Source organism: Pseudomonas sp. HMWF006, assembly GCF_003061205.1.
GTDB classification, from domain to species: Bacteria; Pseudomonadota; Gammaproteobacteria; order Pseudomonadales; family Pseudomonadaceae; genus Aquipseudomonas; species Aquipseudomonas monsensis.
The window spans coordinates 3,110-5,987 of sequence record NZ_QAIU01000481.1 but is presented as its reverse complement, the minus strand read 5'-3'; the positions used below and the strand labels follow the sequence as shown (position 1 = coordinate 5,987).

Here is a 2,878-nt window from a genome sequence, read left to right as displayed (position 1 = left end):
GATTGTCGATCGGCTCGGGCAGCACGTGGGCGGAGAACGCGTCGCCCAGGCGGGCGAAGCGATTGTCGAAGGTCAGTTCGTCGAGGGCTTTCAAGGGCCGGCTCCAGCAGAATGTCCGAGCATTCTGCTGGGAATAGGCCGGTTAGTCGAGTTTGGCCGGCGGCGGCTCTTGCAGCGGTTTCTGATCGTCGGCGATGGGCACGATGGTTTTCGTTTCTGGCTCGATCGGCACCATCTTGTATTCCTGACCGTGAAGGTTCTTCAGATAAACCTCCATCTGGCGGAACGAGATGTTGATGTGCTGCTTCTTGAACTCGCGGTTGATGAAGCGGTTGACCTCATCAAGCACCGGGTTGCGGTCGCCCAGGTCACGCACGTGCATGCGCAACTCGTGATCGAGAGTGCTTTCGCCGAAGTTGAGGAAGTACACGTGCGGCTCGGGCTCCTTGAGCACACGCGGGTTTTCCCGGGCAGCCTTGAGCAGCAGTTCCTTGACCAGATCCAGGTCGGAGCCGTAGTCGACGCCCAGTTTCAGGGTGACGCGGGTGATGGTGTCGGTCAGCGACCAGTTGATCAGTTGCCCGGTGATGAACGTCTTGTTCGGGACAATGATGTCCTTGCGGTCGAAGTCGGTGATGGTCGTGGCGCGGATGCGGATCTTGCTGACCGTGCCCGACAGGTTGCCGATGGTGATGGTGTCACCGATCCGCACCGGGCGTTCGAACAGGATCATGATGCCGGAGATAAAGTTGGCGAAGATCTCCTGCATGCCGAAACCGAGGCCGACCGACAGCGCCGCCACCAGCCATTGCAACTTGTCCCAGCTCACGCCGAGGGTCGACAGGGTCGAGACGAAACCGACGCCGGCGATCACATACGACAGCAACGTCGTGGTCGCGTAGGCACTGCCCTGGGCCAGATTGAGTTTCGACAGCACGAACACTTCCAGCAGGCCCGGCAGGTTGCGCGCGAGGGCGAAGGTGATGCCGATGATGATCAGTGCGCCGAGCATGTCGCCGATGCTGATCGGCACCATGCTCATGTTGGCGCCGGTGCCGCTGGTGTATTCGTAGAGGGTGATGTTGTCGAGGTACGAGAACACCGAAATCAGGTCCGACCAGACCCAGTACAGCGCCGCGATGAAGCCGCCGAGCAGGGCCAGACGGATCAGGCGCAGGGACTGTTCGTTGACCTTCTCGATGTCCAGTGTCGGTTCTTCGATCACGGCTTCGCCGTCGCCGGCCTCTTTTGCCGCCTGACGTTTGGCCAGGGCGCGCTGGTAGGCCAGACGTCGGGCGGCAACCGCCAGACCCCGGACGAAGGTGGCTTCGATCACCAGCCAGAACATCAGCAGGTACAGGGTGTTGATCAAGCGGTCGCTGAGTTTCAGCGCGGTGTAGTAGTAGCCGAAGCACACCGCGACGAACAGGGCGATCGGCAGCAAGGTGAACATCACGCCCACGGCCTTGCGGAACAACGAAGTATTTTCGTGGGCCGGGCTGCTGATCAGCAGACGGCTGAGCAGCCAGGCCATCAGGGCGTAGCAGGTCAGCACCACCGGCATGCCGAGAACGTCGTCAGCCAGTGCGGCCGGTTGCAGTTCGGCCACGGCGACTACGGTCACCAGCGCCATGACCACCAGTCCGAGGCGACGGATCCAGCCCTGGAGGAATTCGACCTGGGGTTTTTCCCAGCGGAAGTGCAACTCTGCCACGCCACCTGGCGAGAGAATCCGGTAGGCGGTGTAGAACACCAGCCATGCCTGACCCATTTGCAGCAGCGCCGCGCCCATGTTGGCGTTTTGTCCGCGGGCGTCGATCTGCAGGGCCAGTCCGCACAGGGCCAGGCCAAGGGCGACGGGCATCGCCAGCAGAATATTGATCAGGATCGCCTGCGGGGTGTGCCACTGGCTGTCACGCTTGAAGTGACCGATGTCCTGGTGAACCTTGTTCAACCGCGCATACAGCGCCTTGCGCCGCCACAGCAGCGCGCCGATCAGCAATGCCAGCGGCAGGAACAGCAGCGGACGCTGGGTCAGGCCGTCGGTCAGCTCGCTCAGGCTTGAGGCCAGCGGCAGGGTGTCGATCTGGCGTTTGAGCCGCTCCGGCACGCCGCGCATCCATTCCACGTCCAGCGGCTTGTTGCTGGGAATCCAGAACATCTGCTCATCGAGGGTTGCGCGCAGGCTTTGGGCAGTGCTCAGCAGTTGCTTCTGGTTGAGTTGCAGGGTGATTGATTCGTTGAGCACCGCGCTCAGTTCGCGGTTCAGCCGTTCCAGCAGGTCGGCGCGGGTGTTGGCCAGGTCCAGCAGGCTCTTGCGCAGTTGCGGGGTGACTTGCTCCGGCGGCTGGGTGGAGAGCAGGTTGTCGACGTAGGTCGCCGGGTTGCTCAGCAGTTCACGCTGCTGGCTGACTTCGAACTGATACAGGCGAATGTCGGCGATCTGGTCGGCCAGGTCACGATCGACCTTGAGGCGCGGCAGGGCCTGCTTTTGTTTATAGAGAATCTTCGACAGCAGCAGACTGCCCTTGAGCACGTTGATCTGTTCATCCAGGGCCGAGTCGCTCTGGGTCAGGCTGTCGAGTTGCTGTTTGGTTTGCAGGTTCTGCTGGGTGACTTCGTTGAGACGGTCGGTGCTTTTCAGCAGGTAGTCGGAGAGCTTGAGGTTGGCCGTGCTTTCGCTGGCGAGCAGGCTGCTGCCGCCGGCCTTCTGCGCTTCGATCGACTGCTGGGTAACGGTCTCCTGGGACTGCGCCAGACGCTTCTGGTTGATCAGGGTTTGCAGTTCCTGAATCTCGCGGTCGAGGCGGTCGGATTTCTCCGAGAGCAGGTCATGCTGGCTGTTGCCCAGATCCTGCAACTGGCTGTTGCCGGCCAG

General features: G+C 61.7%; 1 protein-coding gene. It reads right to left on the bottom strand.

The genetic code is table 11. The annotated features are described in order from the left end of the window. Positions 1–142: 142 nt before the first annotated feature. Positions 143–2,878, bottom strand: a 2,736-nt coding sequence (mscK, locus tag DBR24_RS20935; RefSeq protein ID WP_256591702.1) for a mechanosensitive channel MscK, incomplete at its 5' end; no start/stop codon positions are given.